This window comes from Alkalibacillus salilacus (assembly GCF_030812915.1).
Lineage (GTDB): Bacteria > Bacillota > Bacilli > Bacillales > Alkalibacillaceae > Alkalibacillus > Alkalibacillus salilacus.
This window is the reverse complement of the sequence record NZ_JAUSTQ010000001.1, coordinates 25,936-46,373: the sequence shown is the minus strand read 5'-3', so window position 1 is coordinate 46,373 and position 20,438 is coordinate 25,936. Positions and strand designations below refer to the sequence as shown.

17 protein-coding genes are annotated in these 20,438 nt (G+C 41.0%); 16 read left to right on the top strand and 1 reads right to left on the bottom strand.

Translation table 11 applies throughout. The annotated features are described in order from the left end of the window. Positions 1-57 precede the first annotated feature (57 nt). Positions 58-1,887, top strand: a complete 1,830-nt coding sequence (gene typA / locus J2S77_RS00210; RefSeq protein WP_306973533.1) for a translational GTPase TypA — start codon at positions 58-60, stop codon at positions 1,885-1,887. A gap of 143 nt (positions 1,888-2,030) precedes the next feature. Here the strand turns inward: typA and J2S77_RS00205 are convergent, their stop codons facing one another. Beyond that, on the bottom strand, positions 2,031-3,773 hold the full coding sequence (locus J2S77_RS00205; protein WP_306973531.1) for a glutathione ABC transporter substrate-binding protein: 1,743 nt from the start codon (positions 3,771-3,773) through the stop codon (positions 2,031-2,033). 486 nt (positions 3,774-4,259) lie between these two features. On the opposite strand from J2S77_RS00205, the gene J2S77_RS00200 reads away from it, so the two are divergent. From J2S77_RS00200 to J2S77_RS00130, 15 genes are all read left to right on the top strand, one after another. Continuing rightward, positions 4,260-5,156, top strand: a complete 897-nt coding sequence (locus tag J2S77_RS00200; protein ID WP_306973529.1) for an ABC transporter permease — start codon at positions 4,260-4,262, stop codon at positions 5,154-5,156. 18 nt (positions 5,157-5,174) lie between these two features. Beyond that, positions 5,175-6,098: an ABC transporter permease gene (locus J2S77_RS00195; protein ID WP_306973526.1), complete on the top strand. Its 924-nt coding sequence runs from the start codon at positions 5,175-5,177 to the stop codon at positions 6,096-6,098. Positions 6,099-6,122: 24 nt separating this feature from the next. Further along, the gene (locus J2S77_RS00190) at positions 6,123-7,154 is read left to right on the top strand and encodes an ABC transporter ATP-binding protein (protein WP_306973525.1); all 1,032 of its coding nucleotides are present in this window, start codon (positions 6,123-6,125) and stop codon (positions 7,152-7,154) included. Then, positions 7,123-8,160 carry an ABC transporter ATP-binding protein gene (locus J2S77_RS00185; RefSeq protein ID WP_306973523.1) on the top strand — a complete coding sequence of 346 codons (1,038 nt, stop codon included), beginning with the start codon at positions 7,123-7,125 and terminating at the stop codon, positions 8,158-8,160. The genes J2S77_RS00190 and J2S77_RS00185 overlap by 32 nt, the downstream gene beginning before the upstream one ends. A gap of 195 nt (positions 8,161-8,355) precedes the next feature. Further along, complete coding sequence (locus J2S77_RS00180) at positions 8,356-9,546, top strand: glycine C-acetyltransferase (protein ID WP_306973521.1); 1,191 nt, start codon at positions 8,356-8,358, stop codon at positions 9,544-9,546. A gap of 35 nt (positions 9,547-9,581) precedes the next feature. Further along, positions 9,582-10,535 (top strand): L-threonine 3-dehydrogenase, encoded by a 954-nt coding sequence (locus J2S77_RS00175; protein WP_306973519.1) that lies wholly within the window; start codon positions 9,582-9,584, stop codon positions 10,533-10,535. Positions 10,536-11,044: 509 nt separating this feature from the next. Continuing rightward, entirely contained in the window at positions 11,045-12,607 is a 1,563-nt protein-coding gene (locus J2S77_RS00170) for a BCCT family transporter (RefSeq protein ID WP_306973517.1), read from the top strand. 163 nt (positions 12,608-12,770) lie between these two features. Then, positions 12,771-13,304, top strand: coding sequence for an acyl-CoA thioesterase (locus tag J2S77_RS00165; RefSeq protein ID WP_306973515.1), 534 nt, complete (start codon positions 12,771-12,773; stop codon positions 13,302-13,304). 124 nt (positions 13,305-13,428) lie between these two features. Continuing rightward, positions 13,429-13,878, top strand: coding sequence for a histidine utilization transcription antiterminator HutP (gene hutP, locus J2S77_RS00160; protein ID WP_306973513.1), 450 nt, complete (start codon positions 13,429-13,431; stop codon positions 13,876-13,878). 90 nt (positions 13,879-13,968) lie between these two features. Next, positions 13,969-15,468 carry a histidine ammonia-lyase gene (hutH, locus tag J2S77_RS00155; RefSeq protein WP_306973511.1) on the top strand — a complete coding sequence of 500 codons (1,500 nt, stop codon included), beginning with the start codon at positions 13,969-13,971 and terminating at the stop codon, positions 15,466-15,468. Further along, positions 15,468-17,123 carry a urocanate hydratase gene (hutU, locus tag J2S77_RS00150; RefSeq protein WP_306973509.1) on the top strand — a complete coding sequence of 552 codons (1,656 nt, stop codon included), beginning with the start codon at positions 15,468-15,470 and terminating at the stop codon, positions 17,121-17,123. Before hutH ends, hutU begins: the two co-directional genes overlap by 1 nt. A gap of 13 nt (positions 17,124-17,136) precedes the next feature. Continuing rightward, entirely contained in the window at positions 17,137-18,390 is a 1,254-nt protein-coding gene (gene hutI, locus J2S77_RS00145) for an imidazolonepropionase (protein ID WP_306973507.1), read from the top strand. After that, positions 18,383-19,327, top strand: a complete 945-nt coding sequence (hutG, locus tag J2S77_RS00140; RefSeq protein ID WP_306973505.1) for a formimidoylglutamase — start codon at positions 18,383-18,385, stop codon at positions 19,325-19,327. The genes hutI and hutG overlap by 8 nt, the downstream gene beginning before the upstream one ends. Positions 19,328-19,403: 76 nt before the next feature. Then, positions 19,404-19,928 carry a hypothetical protein gene (locus tag J2S77_RS00135; protein WP_306973503.1) on the top strand — a complete coding sequence of 175 codons (525 nt, stop codon included), beginning with the start codon at positions 19,404-19,406 and terminating at the stop codon, positions 19,926-19,928. Positions 19,929-20,074: 146 nt separating this feature from the next. Further along, positions 20,075-20,254, top strand: a complete 180-nt coding sequence (locus J2S77_RS00130) for an SE1832 family protein (RefSeq protein WP_306973501.1) — start codon at positions 20,075-20,077, stop codon at positions 20,252-20,254. Positions 20,255-20,438 lie beyond the last annotated feature (184 nt).

Sequence of the window (20,438 nt, the reverse complement as noted above, 5' to 3'; positions counted from 1 at the left end):
GAACTGATATATAATGACTAAGGCAGGAAATTTATCGAAAAGAAATGGAGCGTTTTTATGCAAGAGCAAAAAGATATTCGTAACATCGCGATTATCGCGCACGTCGACCACGGGAAGACAACATTAGTGGACCAAATGTTGCACTATTCTGGCACGTTTCGTGATAATGAAAATGTCGATGACCGTGCGATGGATACGGATGATTTAGAAAAAGAGCGTGGAATTACGATTCTCGCTAAAAATACCGCGATTAATTACGGTAATACGCGGGTCAATATCTTAGATACACCAGGTCACGCTGACTTCGGCGGTGAAGTTGAGCGGATTATGAAAATGGTAGACGGGGTTATGCTCGTTGTTGACGCTTATGAAGGAGTCATGCCGCAGACGCGATTTGTCCTCAAAAAAGCATTAGAGCAAAACTTGAAGCCAATGGTCGTACTCAATAAGATTGATCGTCCTAATGCCCGCCCTCAGGAAGTGGTCGATGAAGTATTAGACCTATTTATCGAGCTTGGCGCTGATGATGAGCAATTAGAATTCCCTGTTGCTTATGCATCAGCATTACAAGGAACTTCTGGTTATGAAGCAGATGATCAGCAAGAGACGATGGAACCGGTTTTCGAGACGATCTTAGATTATATTCCAGCACCAAAACCACTTGCAGATGAACCGTTACAGTTCCAAGTGACGTTGCTTGATTATAACGACTTCGTTGGTCGTATTGGTGTCGGTCGCGTATACCGTGGACGCATGAAAGTCGGCGATCATGTCGCAGTCATGAAGAAAGACGGTTCTGTGAAAAACCAACGTATCAACAAATTATTCGGCTTTATTGGCTTAAAACGAGTTGAAATTGAAGAAGCAGAAGCGGGTGACATTGTCGCGATCGCTGGCTTGGAGGATATCAACGTTGGTGAAACAGTCTGTGACATGAATCATCACGATCAATTACCGATTCTTCGTATTGATGAGCCAACGCTACAAATGAAGTTTGTCACTAACAATAGTCCATTTGCAGGTAAAGAAGGTAAGCATATTACCTCCCGTAAAATCGAAGAACGTTTATTAACTCAACTTGAAACAGACGTAAGTTTACGTGTTGAAGAAACAGAATCGCCAGATGCTTGGATTGTATCAGGGCGCGGTGAACTTCACTTATCGATTCTAATCGAGAACATGCGCCGTGAAGGTTACGAATTACAAATATCAAAACCACAAGTCATCATCCAAGAAATTGATGGTGTGAAATGTGAGCCTTATGAGCATGTACAAGTCGATGTACCTGAAGATTATACAGGACCTGTTATGGAATCACTTGGTGCTCGTAAAGGTGAAATGGTCGATATGATTAACCAAGGTAATGGCCAAGTACGAATCGAATTTAAAGTACCATCCCGTGGTTTAATCGGTTACTCAACTGAGTTCATGTCACAAACACGTGGTTATGGAATCTTAAACCATTCTTTCGATTCTTATGAGCCTGTTGTTCAAGGATCAGTTGGTGGCCGTCGTCAAGGTGTACTTGTCTCACAAGAAAAAGGGAAAGCAACACCATATAGTATTATGAACTTAGAAGACCGTGGTACTATTTTTGTTGAACCCAATACGGAAGTCTATGAGGGTATGATTGTCGGTGAGCATAACCGTGATAATGACTTAACCGTCAATATTACAAAAGCAAAAGAACTGACAAACGTTCGTTCAGCAACGAAAGATAATACCGTCACACTAAAAGGTACTCGTAAATTAACGTTAGAAGAAGCAATCGAGTATTTAGATGATGATGAATATTGCGAAGTCACACCTGAATCAATTCGCCTACGTAAGAAGATCTTGAATAAAGGCGAACGTGAACGTGAAGAAAAACGTAAAACAGGGAAATAAAAGCTAACTATAAAAGCACCGATGAGAACTCAAATAAATGAGTTCTCATCGGTGCTTTTTATTTGGGTGCATTTTATATATTCCTTGAAACATAAAAAAAGGCTGGCGCAATGCCAGCCTTTTTTAAAGACGTTGGTTAATAATTAGTTGTTAATTTCAACGTTCTTAAGCTGATGGATACCTAATGGATCTACAGAGTAGTTCTCTAAGTTCTCACTCGCACCTTTAAGGTGATCTTGGTGGTGAATGTAAACCATTGGTGCAATATCAGCTAGAAGCTCTTGTGCTTCTGAGTAAATTTCTTTACGTGCTTCTTCGTCTGTTTCACGACGACCTTCATCAAGTAATTGGTCAAGTTCTTCGTTTTCTACGAAAGAACGGTTACCTGTTGAACCTTGTGCACTTGAATGGAATAGAGCGTATAGACCATAGTCAGGGTCACCAGTAACAGTTGACCAACCTAGAACGAACATGTCATGTTCACCGTTAGCTGTACGCTCTAAGTAAGTACCCCATTCTAATTCTTCAACTTCTACATCGATGTTATACTCACTTAATTTATCCTGTACGTAAACAGCTGTTTCAACACGGGATTCGTTGTCGTTAGTCCATAGTGTTGTTTCGAAACCATCTTCATAACCAGCTTCGTTTAATAATTCTTGTGCACGGTCTGGCTCATGTCCAAGACCTTCAACACTATCGTCATAACCGAATACACCAGGAGCTATTGGACCAGTTGCTACTGTACCATTACCTTGGTAAATACCATCGATAATTTCTTCTTGGTTAATCGCTAGGTTAATAGCTTGGCGAACTTTCTTGTTATCGAATGGTTCTTTTTGCATGTTAAAACCAATATAAGAAAGGCTAACTGAAGGTTCTTGTTCTACACGAATACCTTCTGCTTCTTCAACACTAGATTTTTGTGTTGGTGTGATATCCGCAACGTGTGAATCACCAGTCTCTAGCTCAGCCATACGAGCACCAGGTTCAGGAACAACCTTGAAAGTTACACTATCAAGTGTTGCGTTGTCACCCCAATAATCTTCATAACGAGTAAGTGTTGTTGATTCACCTGATGAGCGGGAATCAAATTGGTAGTAACCAGTACCATAAGGGTTTTCTTGTACGTGAGTACCTACAGTTTCAGTGATTTCTCCTGAAACCTCTTCGAATTCGTCGCCACCTTCAGCGCGTAACTCGTAATACTCATCTACTGACATGTCTACTTCAGCTTCTGATAAAGCATTTTCGTAGTCAGCTGTAATAACTTCTTCACTAATCATACCACCAGCATCGTGAGCTAAGTGTGCAAGTAGTGGTGCGAATGGATATTCAGTTGTGATTTGTACTTCATAGTCACCTTCAACTGAAACATCCGTGATCATTTCATAAAGGAAAGTACGTGGAGACGCCTGTGCTGGGTCAAGTACACGCTCAAGGTTTGCTTTTACAGCAGATGCTGTAAATTCAGTACCATCATGGAACTGAACGCCTTCACGTAATGTGAATGACCAAGTTGTATCATCCACTTGTTCCCAGTCAGTTGCAAGACCTTCCTGAATTTCCATATCTTCATTTTGCGTTACAAGTGTTTCGTAAATATTACTACGAACGTTACTTGATGGAACGTCGTTGTTACCGTGCGGATCTAAAGATACAATGTCTGCTCCCATTGCAACTTCTAGGTCGTTACCGCCTGAACCAGAAGCTTCTTCATCACTGCTTCCTTCGTCACTACTTCCTTCATCACTGCTTGAATCTTCGCTTGAGCCTTCGTCGCTTGAACCGTCTTCATCGTCGGAACCGCCACCAGCACAAGCTGCTAGAAATAGTGAAAGAACTAGCATTGCAGCTACGAGCCAAAGTGTTTTGTTTGACTTCATGCTTGTGTTACCCCCTTGAAAAATTGTTTTTAATGAGTCGAACCTAAATAAATTTTTAGGTAAGCTCTCAAAGATACTATAAACCATTTTCAAACTATTAGCAAGGTTATATTTAATCTAAAATATTATTTAGCATGCAATTACAGTATAATAATATGGATAAATATCAGTTTTAATGAATAAAGTTATTATTGTAACATTATTCTGAATAGACTTAATTCAAGGTAAATTCTTGTCAGGATATGAAGATACGTTTATGATAGTTAAGAAGAAAGTAGACTCGTCGAACAAGCTTTCCAAAAACTGTTTTTACTGAAGCGCTTACAGATGTGTTAAAATGATGATTATTCAGCCGAAATTTTTGTACTATTTATGAAATTTGTAATATTTACGCACTAAAGAATATAATGGAAGCTTCTGCTTAAGCCAATCGGTTAGATCATCAAAGAAAATAATAGGTTATGAAGTTAGAAGGGGGTATATACTATGTCGAATCAACAAGTAGAGGCAGCGCCTACACAACCAAAAGTCGAAAATCCTCGTGTTAAAGCGATGAAAGATTTTTACCGACGTTTGAAAAAGAACGTTCCTGCCTTAATTGGATTTTACACGATCTTAATTTTAGTAATTTTTTCATTTATTGGACCGTGGATGCTGTCGGCAGATCCATCTGATACAGATGTTATTAACAAATTCGCTGGACCATCAGCAGAACACTGGTTTGGAACAGACCACTTAGGCCGTGATATCTTTACTAGAATTGTTCACGGTATGAAACTAACATTAGGAATTGGTTTTGCTTCTGTCTTTATGGGGGCAGCAATGGGGATTCCAATTGGTATTATTGCGGGGTATTACGGTGGTAAGATCGATGCCGTTATTATGCGTTTAATTGATATTTTACTCGCGTTCCCTGGTATTCTATTAGCACTAGCAATCGTTAGTATTTTAGGTGGTAATTTAATTAATGTAACAATTGCCGTTGCGATTTATGCTATACCTGGATTTGCAAGAATTATTCGTGGTTCTACATTAGCTGCGAAAAATCTTGAATATGTCGATGCGATTAAAGCATTGGGTGCTGGAGATGGACGTATTATCTTCAAACACATCTTACCAAACGTTTTATCACCAGTGATTGTTAATGCGACACTTTATATTGCAACAGCGATTCTAACAGCAGCGGGTCTATCATTCTTGGGTATGGGTGCACAGCCACCTCGACCAGAGTGGGGTGCCATGTTAAACGATGGTCGAAGCTATATGCGGGACGCAGGACATATTGCGTTCTTCCCTGGTATGGCAATCGTCATTGTCGTGTTGGCATTTAATATTTTTGGTGACGGTTTACGTGACGCGTTAGACCCGAAAATGAAAAAATAGGAAAGAGGTGCAAACAAGATGACTGTATATATAATTCGTCGAGTGTTGCAGCTGATTCCGGTATTACTCGGTGTATCAATTCTAGTGTTCTCTTTAATGCACCTAACTCCGGGTAACCCGGCTCAGTTGATGGCTGGTGAAAGTGCGCCACCTGATACAATCGAACAAATTGAAGAAAGTTTAGGTTTAAATGATCCTCTCCCAGTACAATATTGGGATTATATTTCCGGTGTGGTACAAGGTGATTTAGGAACTTCGATGCGCTATAATACACCGGTAGCAGATGAAGTTTGGCCTAAATTTGTAGTGACCCTAGAACTATCAATCTATTCAACGATTTTAAGTATATTTATGGGCTTGTTAGCTGGTATTATTTCAGCAGTACGCCAGTATTCAATCTCGGATATTACCATTATGATTGTCGCGTTATTTGGACTTTCGATGCCGAACTTCTGGTTAGGGTTAATGCTGATCCAATGGTTTGCGGTTAATCTTGGTTGGTTCCCGCCAACAGGTTGGGAAGGTCCAGGAAGCATTGTCTTACCAGTTATATCACTCGGTACAGCAGGTGCGGCTATTATCGCCCGTATGACACGTTCGAGTATGCTTGATGTCATCTCACAAGATTATATTCGAACAGCTCGTGCCAAAGGTGTAAAGAGACGTGTTATTATCTATAAACATGCACTGAAAAACGCCTTAATCCCAGTTGTTACCGTAGCTGGTTTGCAATTCGGTGCTTTATTAGCTGGTGCTGTATTAACAGAATCAGTCTTTGCGATTAACGGAATGGGACGTTTACTAGTCGATTCGATTATACAACGTGACTTCCCTGTTGTTCAGGCATGTATTCTTATTATTGCCGTTGTTTTCGTTCTGGTAAACTTAGTTGTCGATATTTCATATAAATTCCTTAACAAGCGAATTGACCTTAACGATTAATGAAAGAAAGTGAGGTGTAACAAGATGAGCCAAGAAACAATTTTAGAAGTTAATGATCTACGAACGTCATTTTTCGTAGAAGGTAATGAGGTAAAAGCTGTTGATGGTGTTACTTTCGATGTTCCTAAAGGTAAAACATTAGGAATCGTAGGTGAGTCCGGATCAGGTAAAAGTATTAGTGCGTTATCGATCCTGCAATTGATTGATTCTCCAGGTGAAATTGTTGGTGGAGAGATTAACTTTAAAGGCGATAACTTATTAAAATATAATGATAATCAAATGCGTAAAATCCGTGGTAACCAAATTTCGATGATTTTCCAAGAGCCGATGACATCGTTAAACCCGGTTTATACAGTGGGACAACAGTTACGTGAAGCGTTAAAAATTCACCGCGGCTTAGGTAAAGAAGCAGGTACAGAAAAAGCTGTTGAATTACTTGAGTTAGTTGGAATCCCATCACCACGTAGTCGTGTTACACAATATCCATTTGAATTGTCAGGTGGTATGCGTCAACGTGTTATGATCGCAATGGCCTTAGCGTGTGACCCTGAACTATTAGTTGCTGACGAGCCAACTACAGCACTTGATGTGACCATTCAGGCACAAATTTTAGAGTTGTTAAAAGAATTACAAGATGAATTTAATATGTCCATTATTATGATTACTCACGATCTCGGTGTTGTTGCCGAAACATGCGATTATGTTGCGGTTATGTACTGTGGTAAAGTGGTAGAATACGCTGATGTTCATACCCTTTTCAAAAATCCACGTCATCCATACACAGTTGGACTTCTTAATTCATTACCTCGTAGTGATATGGACCAAGAAGAATTAGAGCCAATTCGTGGTACAGTACCAGCACCACATGAGATGCCAGTTGGGTGTCGATTTGCGCCGCGTTGCCCATTTGCGACGGACTTATGTCATGAGAAACTACCTGAACTTGAAGATGTCGGTGATGAAGAACAAGTTCGTTGCTGGATTTACACTGATGAATGGGACGGCGATCCGGAGGTGAAAGTATATGAGCCAGAAGCAAGAACTGCTAAAGATTAATAATTTAAAACAATACTTCCCGATTAAAGGCGGCGTTTTAGGCCGAACTGTGAACCATGTTAAAGCGGTTGACGATATTTCTTTTAATATCTATGAAGGTGAAACAGTCAGTTTAGTAGGGGAATCAGGTTGTGGTAAATCAACAACAGGTCGTGCTATTTTAAGACTTGATGACCCAACCGATGGAACAGTTGAATTTGACGGACAAGATTTACTTTCGATGAGTAAGAAAGAAATGCGCGATATGCGTAAAGACTTACAAATCATATTCCAAGACCCATATGCTTCATTAAATCCGCGTATGACTGTACGCCAAACATTAAACGAAGCAATGGAAATCCAAAAAGTTGTACCACAAGATGAGCGTAATGATAAGATTGCAGAATTAATGGAAACAGTTGGTTTACAACCACACCAAGTAGACCGTTTCCCTCACGAATTTTCAGGTGGTCAACGTCAACGTATCGGTATTGCACGTGCTCTTTCGGTTAATCCGAAACTAATCGTCTGTGACGAAGCAGTTTCAGCACTAGACGTATCGATTCAAGCACAGGTATTGAACTTGCTTAAGAAATTCCAGAATGAGATGAACTTGACTTACTTATTCATTGCCCATGACTTAGGTGTCGTTCGTCACATTTCTGATCGTATTATTGTTATGTATCTTGGTAAGATTGTTGAAATGGGCGATACGAAATCCATTTTTGAAAACCCACAACATCCTTATACAAAAGCATTATTATCAGCAATTCCAGTACCAGATCCAGAGAAGAAAACAGATCGTATATTCTTACAAGGTGATGTACCTTCACCTATGGATCCGCCTAAAGGTTGTCGCTTCCACACACGTTGTCCATTCGCGACAGAAAAATGTGCAGAAGAAACGCCTGAATTAAGAAATGAAGACTATATGGAAGGCGGTCACGTAGCTGCATGTCACTACATGAAAGACATTGAAGCAGGCGTGCACCAACCAACTAAAGATACAACTACAGTACGTGGCTAATGGTTATAAAAGCAGGGAGTTTAAGACTTCCTGCTTTTTTTATGCGCAAATTAATTCGTATCACATCTACTGAATAGCTAAAGCTAATGCTTATGGGGCTATAAACTGATTAAAGTGGTAACTCAATTTATAACCCACAAAAAAACAAAACATGTTATCATATGTATGGAGTGAAACTAGCTTAGGAGGGACATTATGCCAAGTGAAACATTAGATCAATTTTTACAACAAAACTTACAAGATTTAAAAGATCAAGGACTCTACAATGAAATCGACCCTGTAGATGGTGCGAACGGTCCTGAAATAACAATTGATGGTCAAAAACTGATTAATTTATCATCGAATAACTACTTAGGTTTAGCGACGGATGAACGTTTGAAAGAAGTTGCTAAAGATGCTGTTGATTCACACGGTGTGGGTGCAGGAGCAGTCCGCACAATCAATGGAACATTAGATTTGCACGTGAAATTAGAAGAGAAAATTGCAGAGTTTAAAGGGACAGAAGCAGCGATTGCATATCAATCAGGGTTTAATTGCAACATGGCAGCGATTTCAGCTGTAATGGATAAAAATGATGCAATCTTATCCGATTCATTAAACCATGCTTCGATCATTGATGGTTGCCGCCTATCAAAGGCAAAAATTATTCCATTTGAACACAGTAATATGGAAGACTTACGTCAAAAAGCAAAAGAAGCAACAGAATCAGGCCAATATAATAAAATCATGGTTATAACGGATGGCGTCTTCTCAATGGATGGTGACATTGCGAAGTTACCGGAAATTGTTGAAGTTGCTGAAGAATTTGACTTGATTACTTATGTCGATGATGCGCATGGTTCAGGTGTTCTTGGTAAAGGCGCTGGAACAGTTAAGCATTTCGGCTTACAAGATAAAATTGACTTCCAAATGGGGACATTATCGAAAGCGATCGGAGTTGTCGGTGGTTATGTCGCTGGTAAACAAGAACTAATCGATTGGCTTAAAGTCCGCTCTCGTCCGTTCCTATTTTCAACATCACTGTCACCAGCAGATGTTGCTGCATCACGTAAAGCGATTGATTTATTAATGGAATCGACGGATCTTTACGATCAAATGTGGGAAAACGGTAATTACTTAAAAGCAGGCCTTAAAGAGTTAGGCTTTGACATTGGCCAAAGTGAAACACCTATCACGCCATGTATTATTGGGGATGAAAAAACGACGCAACAATTTAGTAAACGGTTGAACGAAGAAGGCGTTTATGCGAAAGCAATCGTCTTCCCAACAGTACCACGTGGCACAGGCCGTGTCCGTAATATGCCGACAGCAGCCCATACCAAAGAAATGTTAGATCAAGCGATTAAGATCTATGAAAAAGTTGGTAAAGAATTAGGGGTAATCTAAACGAGAAGTAGAACATAACGGGAGGAGAACCGGAGATGAATAAAATATTAATTACCGGATCATTAGGTCAGATTGGTTCGGAATTAACGATGGCTTTACGAGAACGTTATGGCCATCAGCAGGTGATTGCAACAGATATTCGCGAAGCTGACCATCCTGTTGTGACAAGTGGTCCATTCGAAACACTTGATGTAACAGATGGTGATGCGATGCAGGAAATAGCAGACCGTTACCAAGTAGATACGGTTATTCATTTAGCGGCATTATTATCAGCCAAAGCTGAAAACAATCCGCAGCTAGCATGGGATTTGAATATGAATGGGTTAATGAATGCGCTTGAAGTTGCTCGAAAACGAGAAGCGAAATTTTTCACGCCGAGCTCAATTGGTGCATTTGGTCCAACCACACCAAAAGATCAAACGCCTCAATTAACAGTCCAACGTCCAACGACGATGTATGGGGTGAATAAAGTCGCTGGTGAGTTATTGTGTGACTATTATTTTGAACGATTTGGCGTAGATACGAGAAGTGTTCGTTTCCCAGGATTGATTTCGTATGATACAGAACCAGGTGGCGGAACTACAGATTATGCGGTTGAAATGTATTATGAAGCGTTAAAACAAGGTCGATACACATCTTATATAGCAGCAGGTACTTACATGGATATGATGTATATGCCAGACGCTGTAAAAGCCATTATTGATTTGATGGAAGCGGATCCCGCTCGTCTCAAAAATCGAAATGCTTATAATGTAACAGCTATGAGTGCTGCACCAGAAGACTTTGCACGTGCAATTCAACAACATATCCCAGCGTTCGAATTGGATTATGATGTTGACCCAGTACGCCAAGCCATTGCTGACAGTTGGCCGAACTCCATTGATTCAAAAGCTGCAGTGAATGAATGGGATTTCACCATTGATTATGATCTCAACAAAATGACAGAAGATATGCTAACCCAGCTCAAACAAAAGCTAGTGTTAGACTAATTTATTCTCCCCACGAGCGTAATTACACTCGTGGGGATTATTTAATGCTCAAAGGACTAATGTGTTATGTGGATTTTGAATGTTTTAGCACTTAGTTGTTGAATTGTGAGGAGCGAAGGTGGCGACTCCTGCGGGAACAGCACGTGTCTCGAGACCCCGCAGGCCATGCTTTTTGGCCGAGGAGGCTCGAGCCGTGCCCGCGGAAAGCGTCCACCGATAGCGGATCACAATATCAACAACGGACATTAATACTGCGAATTGCTAAAAAATTTAGCCATAATCCTCATAACTTCTAAAAAGTAGCAAATAACAAGACTAGAGGATAAATAGAGCGACATACTATAGGTCAGCTATCGACAGCTTTAAAATTCGTACGTATTGCCTTAATCACTTTGCTATAAAATTTTTGACGAATAAACTCGATTAGACTAAAATTTAAGAATAATTGTGTAAAACATGTCACAAAAAAGACACAGCACACAATTCACCAAAATTACAGGAGGACAAGGATGAAGAAAAAATACTATTCCGAAGAATACTTAGGAACAGGGACGCAGTGGGGACCGTTCGCGATTAGCGGAGGATTCTTGTTATTATTTCTTATTTTAGCGTTTTTCACTCCGGATTTTGCGTCAACAGCGGTTAACAATTCATTTGATTTTTCCGCTAAGTATTTCGGTTTATTCTGGCAACTACTAATGCTTGCCACGTTAATTGTTAGTTTAATTTTAATGTTTTCACGCTATGGCCGTGTTCGATTAGGTAATAAAGAAAAGGCTCAATACGGTAATTTCCGTTGGGTCGCGATGATTGCGACGACTTTACTCGCTTCTGGTGGTGTGTTTTGGGCTTCTAGTGAGCCGATCTCACACTTTGTGACAACGCCACCTTTATTCGCGGAAGAAGGATTAAGTGATTGGAATCGCGCTGTGCCAGGTTTAGCACAAGCCTTTTTCCACTGGGGTTTCTCAGCTTGGGCGATTTTAGGTACTGTCGCAACAATTGTTATTATGTATGCGCATTACCACAAAGGAATGCCACTTAAGCCAAGAACGATGTTATATCCCGTATTTGGTGATAAGATTTTCCGTCGTTTTAATATATGGGGTGTTTTAGCCGATGTCACATCAATTATTGCTGTTGCAGCAGGTACTATTGGTGCGATTGGCTTTTTAGGTATTCAAGCTGCATACGCTTTTGAAGATGTTTTTGGTGTTCCAAGTACATTGTTCACACAAATTTCGTTTATCATTATTCTCGTAACGATTGCGAGTATTTCTGCAATCACGGGTGTTGACCGAGGTATTCAGTTATTAAGTCGATTTAATGTGAGTTTTGCGATTGTTTTAATGATTATTATTTTAATCATTGGGCCGACGATGTTTATATTAGATGCTTTCATCACAGCTGAGGCATTCCAAATGCAAAACTTCTTAATGATGAGTTTAACTCGCGGAGATGGTGCATGGCTGAGCTGGTGGACCGTCTTCTTCTGGGGTTGGTTCATTGGCTTCGGGCCGATGATGGCGATTTTCATTGCTCGTATTTCCCGTGGTCGTACAATCCGGGAACTTGTTGTCGCTGTTGCGATTATGGCGCCATTAGTGAGTAACTTCTGGTTCGCGACATTGGGTGGTTCCGGACTATCCTTTGAAATGGATAATCCAGGTGTTATTTCTGACCCGCTTAACAATGTCGGACAAGAGGCCGCTGTTGCAGCCATATTAGAACAATTGCCATTTAGTACATTCTTGGCTATTTGTTTCTTGATTATTACGGTGATATTCGTTGCGACAACAACAGACTCTATGTCTTATGCATCAGCCGTTGCTATTACAGGTAATGATGATCCAAGCAAATATGTGCGTGTATTCTGGGCCATTATTTTCGGTGCAGTAGCAGCTACACTTATTGCGATTGGAGACGGTAGTGGTGACAGTATCGGTATGTTACAGAACTTTATTGTTGTGTCTGCCGTCCCTGTTTCACTCTTACTATTACCACCTGTTTGGGACTCCGTAAAAGTTGCCAAACGTTTGGCAGAAGAACAAGGTATTAAAAAGAAAGATTAATTTAAAAAGGTTTGTGGGGTTTCCCTGCAAACCTTTTTGTTTAACTGAGTATTATACGTGTCAAAGAAGCTTACGCGTGATATAATATGAACGGTTTTCTCAAGAATAAGTAATTGAATATAAAGTGATATTCAACTAAATTTATAAATAAAGGATGATGATCATGGAAGCGAAACCGTGTATTCAATCATTAACGGTCAAAAATTCGTTCGTCCTACCACCAGATACGAACGGTCACGGAACATTATTTGGTGGCCAATTAATGCGCTACATGGATGATGTTGCTGCCATTGCAGGAACACGTCATGCGCGTACACCAGTTGTGACTGCTTCGACAGATTCTGTAGACTTCTTAGCGCCGGTGCATGAAGGTAGTACAATTTGCTTAGAGGCATTCGTTACTTGGACATCAACAACGTCAATGGAAGTGTTTGTTAAAGCAATCACAGAAAATTTACTAACAGGTGAGCGTACTGTTTGTACCACAGCGTTCTTAACAATGGTTGCCGTCGGTGAAGATGGTGTACCAGTTGAAGTGCCTCCTGTTTACCCAGAATCCAGTGAGGAAAAGTGGCTAAATGCAGGAGCGTCTGAACGTGCAGATTACCGTAAAAAACGTCGTAAAGAATCGAAAATGTTGGCTGAACGTTTTGGTGCCGACTTCCCTTGGGACCCAACGCATAACCACAAAGATTAATGAATAGTTTTAAAATGAAACGCTACTTGATGGCTTATCGAGTAGCGTTTCATTTTACATTGACTTATTTTCAAAATTGTTTTACAATTTTATTAGAAAAGTGGATGAAATGATGGTGTTGTGAATGGTTGACCAACCACATCGGCCGATTGGCAAGTCTGCGCTTCAATTAGTATTAGCCACTAGTGAAGAGCAAGAAGCGTTAGTCGAAACAATCGAGTCCGCTGGTTATCAGACGTGTTTAGGTAAGACAGGATCAATGGAATTACAAAAGGTTGTTTCAGCCATCGAAACCGCAGCTAAGCGCCAAGGATTGATTGATCAATCCTTATATCGTGAAATGCACGCATTGTATCACGCGATTTTAGAAGCCGTTCAAGGTGTTACTCGCGGGCAAGCTCAGCTTGGTGATGTGATGCGGACAGTTGGACTTAAATTTGTCATCGTCCGTGGAATAGCCTATGAAAACCAAGCTGAAGGTGAATGGATTGCTGTTGCTTTGTATGGAACAATTGGTGCGCCAGTGCGGGGCTTAGAGCATGAAACAGCTGGTTTAGGAATTAATCATATATAAATGGAGCCCATAAGTTATTAGCGAAAAGGGGGCTTATTCTTAGTATGTCTAAGAATAAGTCCCTTTTTATTATGTGTTGGAGGTGATGACATGACCATTGAGTTAAAGGGATATGATCTGACATTAGATGATATTGAAAGAATCGTGCAAAATGCTGAACCGGTAGCTATTTCAAGTGATGCCTATACCCGATTAATGAAGAGTCGTGCTCATGTTGAGGAGGCGCTAGCAGGCCATCAAAAATTGTATGGCATTAATACAGGCTTCGGTAAATTTAGTGATGTGGAAATTGATGAAACCGATTTAGATGATCTACAAAAGCATTTGATTTACTCGCATGCTTGTGGTGTCGGTGAACCGTTTTCTAAGTCGGTTAGTCGAACGATGGTATTACTACGTGCGAATGCCTTGTTAAAAGGTTATTCAGGTGTGCGTCCAGTTGTCGTCGAAACGCTTTGTCAATTGCTCAATAAACAGATCACACCTGCTATCCCGTCGCAAGGTTCGCTAGGTGCGAGTGGTGATTTAGCACCGCTTGCTCATTTAGCACTAGTGCTTCTTGGCGATGGGGAAGTATTGACAGATGACGGTCACAAGTCGGCCAAACAGGTATTAGCCCAATACGATATTCAACCTATTAAACTACAAGCCAAAGAAGGATTAGCTTTAATTAATGGAACCCAAGCCATGACAGCAGTAGGCGTCCAAACGTATTTGCAAGCTGAGCAATTGCTAAAACAATCTGAACAAATAGCTGCGATGACAATAGAAGGACTTGAAGCGATCATTGACGCCTTTGATGAGCGCATTCATGTAGCGCGGGGGTATAATGAACAAACCGCTGTAGCTAGAAGGATGCGAGATCTACTCATAGACAGTCAATTAACGACATCTCAAGGTGAAAAACGTGTTCAAGATGCTTATACAATTCGTTGTCTACCACAAGTTCACGGTGCTTCATGGCAAACAATTGAATATGTCCGGGATAAGTTAGACATAGAAATAAATGCAGCGACGGATAATCCACTCATTTTTGAAAATGGCGATGTCGTCTCAGGTGGTAATTTCCACGGGCAGCCGATAGCGATTGCCATGGACCTATTAAAAATCGGCGTATCTGAAATCGCTAACATTGCTGAAAGACGGATTGAACGACTCGTTAATCCACAACTTAATGATTTGCCCCCGTTTTTAAGTCCTGAACCTGGCTTGCAATCTGGGGCTATGATTATGCAATATACGGCAGCGTCACTCGTTTCGGAAAACAAGACATTAGCGCATCCAGCGAGTGTGGATTCGATCCCGTCATCTGCGAATCAAGAAGATCATGTGAGTATGGGAACGATTGCCGCTCGGCATGCTCAACAGATTACTCATAATGTCCAGCGTGTTTTAGCGATTGAGTTAATTTGTGCGATGGAAGCCGTCGAAGTGAAGGGCGTTAACCGAATGGCTCAGAAGACGCGCCAATTATTTGATGAGGCGAGGGAGGTCGTTCCTTCGATTACAGAAGATCGACCATTCTCATATGACATCGAAGCATTAACAACATGGTTAATGGATGATTCAAAACGTAAGGAGGTCATTTAATGGTAAAGTCAATTAAAGCACCACATGGAAAGGAATTAAAGACAAAAGGCTGGGTACAAGAAGCAGCGCTCCGCATGTTAATGAATAATTTAGATCCAGATGTCGCAGAAAATCCAGATGAACTCGTTGTTTATGGTGGCATAGGGAGAGCTGCTCGAAATTGGGATAGTTATCATACTATTGTGCGTGAATTAGAACAGTTAGAGAATGATCAAACGTTAATGATTCAGTCAGGGAAACCTGTTGCCGTTTTTCAATCGCATGCTGACGCACCGCGTGTGTTACTCGCTAATTCTAACTTAGTACCAGCTTGGGCGAATTGGGATCATTTCCGTGAATTAGATGAAGCTGGTCTCATGATGTATGGTCAAATGACAGCGGGAAGTTGGATTTATATTGGGACGCAAGGCATTCTGCAAGGAACTTATGAAACATTTGCAGAGGCTGCTAGACAACATTTTAATGGCTCTTTACGTGGGACATTGACGTTAACGGCTGGATTAGGAGGAATGGGTGGCGCACAACCTTTAGCTGTGACAATGAACGATGGCGTTGTGATTGTGGTTGAAGTCGATGAAGCTCGGATTAAACGGCGAATCGAGCATCGTTATTTAGATCAGATCGCTCATTCTTTAGATGAAGCCTTGAAAATAGCTAATCAAGCCCAATTAAATGGTGATGCGCTATCAATTGGACTTGTTGGTAATGCGGCTGAAGTGTTTCAGGCTATGGTGGAACGCGGGGTGACACCTGATTTAGTCACTGATCAGACGTCAGCGCACGATCCCCTTAATGGTTATGTTCCGATTGGCTATTCATTGGATCAAGCAGCGCTTAGACGTCAAGAAGATGAAGCGCAGTATTTAACCGTATCAAGACAAAGTATGAAGCAACACGTAGAGGCGATGTTGACATTACAAGAACGGGGTGCGGTCACATTTGATTATGGAAACAATATTCGCCAAGAAGCTTATAATGTCGGTTTAAATCAAGCCTTCGATTTTCCTGGTTTCGTTCCAGCCTTTATTCGCCCGCAGTTTTGTGAGGGGAAAGGTCCGTTCCGTTGGGCGGCATTATCAGGTGATCCAAACGACATTTACCGAATCGACCAAGCTTTAAAAGAGACGTTTCCAGGCAATGATCATTTACACCGTTGGATTGATATGGCGCAAGAACGTGTGCAATTTCAAGGCTTGCCGGCCCGTATTTGTTGGTTAGGATATGGTGAGCGAGCACGCTTTGGTCAAGTGATTAATGATTTAGTCGCATCAGGTGAGGTATCAGCTCCCATTGTTATTGGTCGCGATCATTTAGATGCTGGTTCTGTTGCTTCACCAAACCGCGAAACAGAATCTATGTTAGATGGGAGCGATGCCGTGGCGGATTGGCCAATTTTGAATGCGCTAATTAATAGTGTGAACGGTGCTAGTTGGGTGTCTGTGCATCACGGTGGTGGTGTCGGCATGGGTTACTCACTTCATGCTGGGATGGTCATTGTAGCTGATGGAACAAAGGAAGCAGAAGCTCGGCTTAACCGAGTATTAACCTCTGACCCAGGCATGGGCGTCGCTCGTCATGTTGATGCTGGTTATGAAAAAGCAAAAGAAACAGCGCGTCAAAAAGGCGTTCACATTCCGATGATTGATCACAATTAAGGGAGGGTTCTCTATGAGAATATTACTTTATCAAATCGGACAATTATTAACGATGGATGACCACGATGGACCTGTTCGTGGCAAGGCCATGCAAAAGCTATCGACGTATGAAGGTTATGCTATTTTAATAGAAGATGGAAAAGTGGTAAGAATCGCTCCAAGTGATGAGTTGGAGCAAGTTACAGCAGACGAAAAGATAGATTGTCGTGGTAAGCTTGTGACACCAGGCATTGTCGAGCCGCATACCCATTTAGTGTTTGGTGGATCGCGGGAACATGAAATGGCTTTAAAACAGCAGGGGGTCCCGTATTTAGAGATCTTAAAACAAGGTGGCGGCATTTTATCGACAGTCCGTTCGACGCGTGAAGCATCGGAAAAAGACCTTTATGATAAAGCAATGTTTCACTTAGATCGCATGGCGCAATTCGGAATCACAACGGTCGAAGCTAAAAGTGGTTATGGCATGGACCGCGAGACCGAACTTAAGCAATTACGTGTGGCTCAAAAGGTTAATCAGGATCATCCATTAGAAGTTGTGTTGACATTTTTAGGCGCACATGCGATTACAGAAGATTATCGTGATAATCCAGATGCTCTCTTGGATGAAATGGCGAAAATGTTTCCGCAAATTAAAGAAGAAAGCTTAGCTGAATTCGTTGATATTTTTACTGAGACGGGTGTGTTTACCGTTGAACAATCCAGACGTTATTTAAACGAAGCGAAGAAATGCGGTTTTGATATTAAATTGCATGCGGATGAAATTGACCCATTAGGTGGAACTGAATTAGCAGTTGAATTAGGCGCTGTGTCGGGTGATCACTTAGCCGTAGCGACGGATGAAGGCATTCGAAAACTCGGACAATCAGAGACAATTGGGGTGCTCTTACCAGGAACGATATTTTATTTAGGTAAGGGTGACTACGCTCGAGCGCGTACCATGATTGAAGCGGGCGCTGCGATTGCCTTGTCGACTGATTTTAATCCTGGAAGCTCGGTCACAGAGAATATTCAACTCATCATGTCCTTGGCAGCTTTAAAGATGAAGATGACACCTGAAGAAATATGGTATGCCGTCACAACGAACGCGGCTCATGCGATTAATCGTGGCGATACAGCTGGAAAGATCATAGAAGGTAATCAAGGCGATATAGTGATTTGGGATGCACCTAATTATCAATATATTCCCTATCATTATGGGGTTAATCATGTGAATACAGTTATGAAAGCTGGACGTATCTTATACCAGAGGGGTGGTTTAATTGGCTGATCACTTAAAGCCTGCTGGTCAGGCTAAATTTAAAGACCAGCACGTCACGAAATTTGATGAATTGCTTATTGAAGCGGACGGCCAGCACCGGCGATACGGGCTGGTTGGGGCACCTTTATCCAAGCCATCGATTAGTCATTCTGGGGCAGCCTTTGCACCAGGGGCTATTCGTCAGGCAATGAGCAGTTACTCGACCTATTCCAATGGATTAGGAATTGATTTCAATCACGAACAAGTGACTGATTTTGGTGATATCAATATGCATCCAACTGATATCCCAGGTTCACAAGACCGAATAACAGAATCTATTAAAACAATATTAAACCGTCAAGAAGTCGATGAACTCTTCTTATTAGGTGGCGACCATTCAGTGACGTACCCTTCATTAAAAGCGTATCAACAACAAGTAGGGACAATTGGTGTGATTCAATTCGACGCCCATCATGACCTTCGAAATTTACAAGATGGTGGTCCGACTAATGGAACGCCATTCCGCCGTGCGATAGAGGATCAAGTTTTAAGAGGGGATCATCTCGTTCAAATTGGAATCCATGATTTTACGAATGCTGCTGCTTATGATCAATTTGCAAAAGATCATGGTGTAACAGTTTTTACGATGGATGATGTGAAAGATCAAGGCGTTGAGGCATTAGTTGACCAAGCGATTCAGCATCTTATTGACCAAGTTAATCTAATTTATTTATCAGTCGACATGGACGTCCTCGACCAAGCATACGCACCAGGCTGTCCAGCAATTGGACCAGGTGGTATGACGAGTCATGATTTGCTTACAGGTGTGGAGCGAGCTTCAGCCTTTGAAGCCGTAAAAGCTGTGGATATCGTTGAAATAGACCCAACCATTGATTTCCGCAATATGACAAGCCGTGTGGCAGCCCATGTTATCTTTTCATATTGGAAAGGAAAAATTAAACCCTAGCAGGATTTTGTCAAAAGGTATAGAATAATATATGTAAGCATATAATGATAGTAGAATATTGGGTAGAGGTGTCAAAATGAATAATGTCAGGTGGCTGTTAATAAGTCCCCTTTTGATCATTGTCGCTTTTATGGGTTATTTTGTTGTGGATGCGAACAGTGACAAGGGTGAGTTTGTCAATGTAAGTCATACAGGTGCTCACGCCAAGGTGTTTAATGAATATCTCGATGTCTATATCGGTCACACATACAAATGGACAGGAGAAACCCTGCCAACTATTGAAGGGTTAGAAATTATTAAGGATGATGGGTCTGTCTTAACTGAAGCCGATCCTAGTATCTATATTGAAACATTCATCGACCCGAATAATCAGACGGATCTATATTACGGATTCAGTCCTGACATGCGAGAAGTCGTTGGCGAATATGAACAACCAGACGATTTCACCATGACTGAGGATGAAATGACAGTCGTATTTAAAGTAACGATCCATGAACAAAACTATCAATTTGATTTAAGTGACTTGAAGATTCAATATCAAATCAACGACGAATCCAAACAACAAACTGTCCCACTTAAAAGTTTTGTTTTTCACCATTAAGAGTCTATGATCAAAATTAATCGTGTTCCGTGCTTATCTTAATTAATGAGATGTAGCACGGATTTTTTTGCTTAAAAACGTATGAATTGCATGAAAAATCACATATCCGTTACAATAGAGTTGATTTTGTGATTGGAGTGAAAACAATGACTAAAGATGAAATTCAAGCTCAAATTGATCAATTAAAAATGGATTATATTCGAATTCAAGGCGATTTAGATAAGTTGGAAGCAAACGGAGGCAACGTCACGATGCTAGAGAAATCACTTAATCGAATTGAGGATGAACTAGCAGAATTACGCCAACAACTCGAACGAGCGCAATAATCCCACGGAAACGGATAAAACAGGTTCTAAGAGCCTACGTTAAATCATTTAATGGTTTAACGTAGGCTCTTTTTTTAATGTTTTGTTCTTTATAACGAATAAATAGGCGGAATTTTAAGAAAAAGTTAGCAAGTTGAAGTAAATAGTGTGATTTTGTTCATTATTGAGAACATAAGAGGCTATA